Below are 606 nucleotides of genomic sequence, written 5' to 3'. Positions count from 1 at the left end.
AGCGGCGCGCCGCCCGCCCGCTGCTGCCCGCCGCCCTGCTGCGCTCGCCCTCCGTCGGGCCGGCCCTCGGCGCCCTGCTCGCCGCCTCGGCTGCGGTGCTGGGCGTCCTGTTCCCGACCACCTACTTCCTGCAGGACGTGCTCGGCCTCGACCCGCTGCGCAGCGCCCTGCGGGCGGCGCCGCTCGCGCTGACGATGATCCTCGCCGCGCCCGCCTCGGCCTGGCTGGCGAAGCGGCACGGTGCGCGCGACACCGTCCTGGCCGGCATGGTGCTGATCACGGCGGGCATCCTGCTGACCGCCCGGCTCGGCCCGGGCTCAGGGGATCCGGCGATCGGCTGCTGCTTCCTGCTGCTCGGCTGCGGCCTCGGCACCGTGATGGCCACCGCCACCTCGGTCATCGTCCAGGGCGCGCCGGCGGCCGAGTCCGGGGTCGCGGGCGGCCTCCAGCAGACCATGATGAACGTCGGCCCGGCCCTGGGCATCGCCCTCGCCACCACCATCGTCGGCCACGGCTCCCCGGGCGCGGCCCTCACCCCGGTCGCCCTGGCGACCGCCGCCGTCGCCGCCGCGGGCGCGCTGCTCGCCCTCCGCCTCCCCCGCCGGC

General features: G+C 78.7%; 1 protein-coding gene. It reads left to right on the top strand.

Going from position 1 to position 606, the window contains the following annotated elements:
* On the top strand, positions 1-606 hold a 606-nt coding region (locus BG452_RS36420), incomplete at both ends, for an MFS transporter (RefSeq protein WP_188308621.1).

The sequence above is a fragment of the Streptomyces sp. CBMA123 genome (genome assembly GCF_014596465.1).
Lineage (GTDB): Bacteria > Actinomycetota > Actinomycetes > Streptomycetales > Streptomycetaceae > Kitasatospora.
The sequence above is the reverse complement of the archived record's forward strand: the minus strand, read 5'-3'. Positions and strand labels throughout refer to the sequence as shown.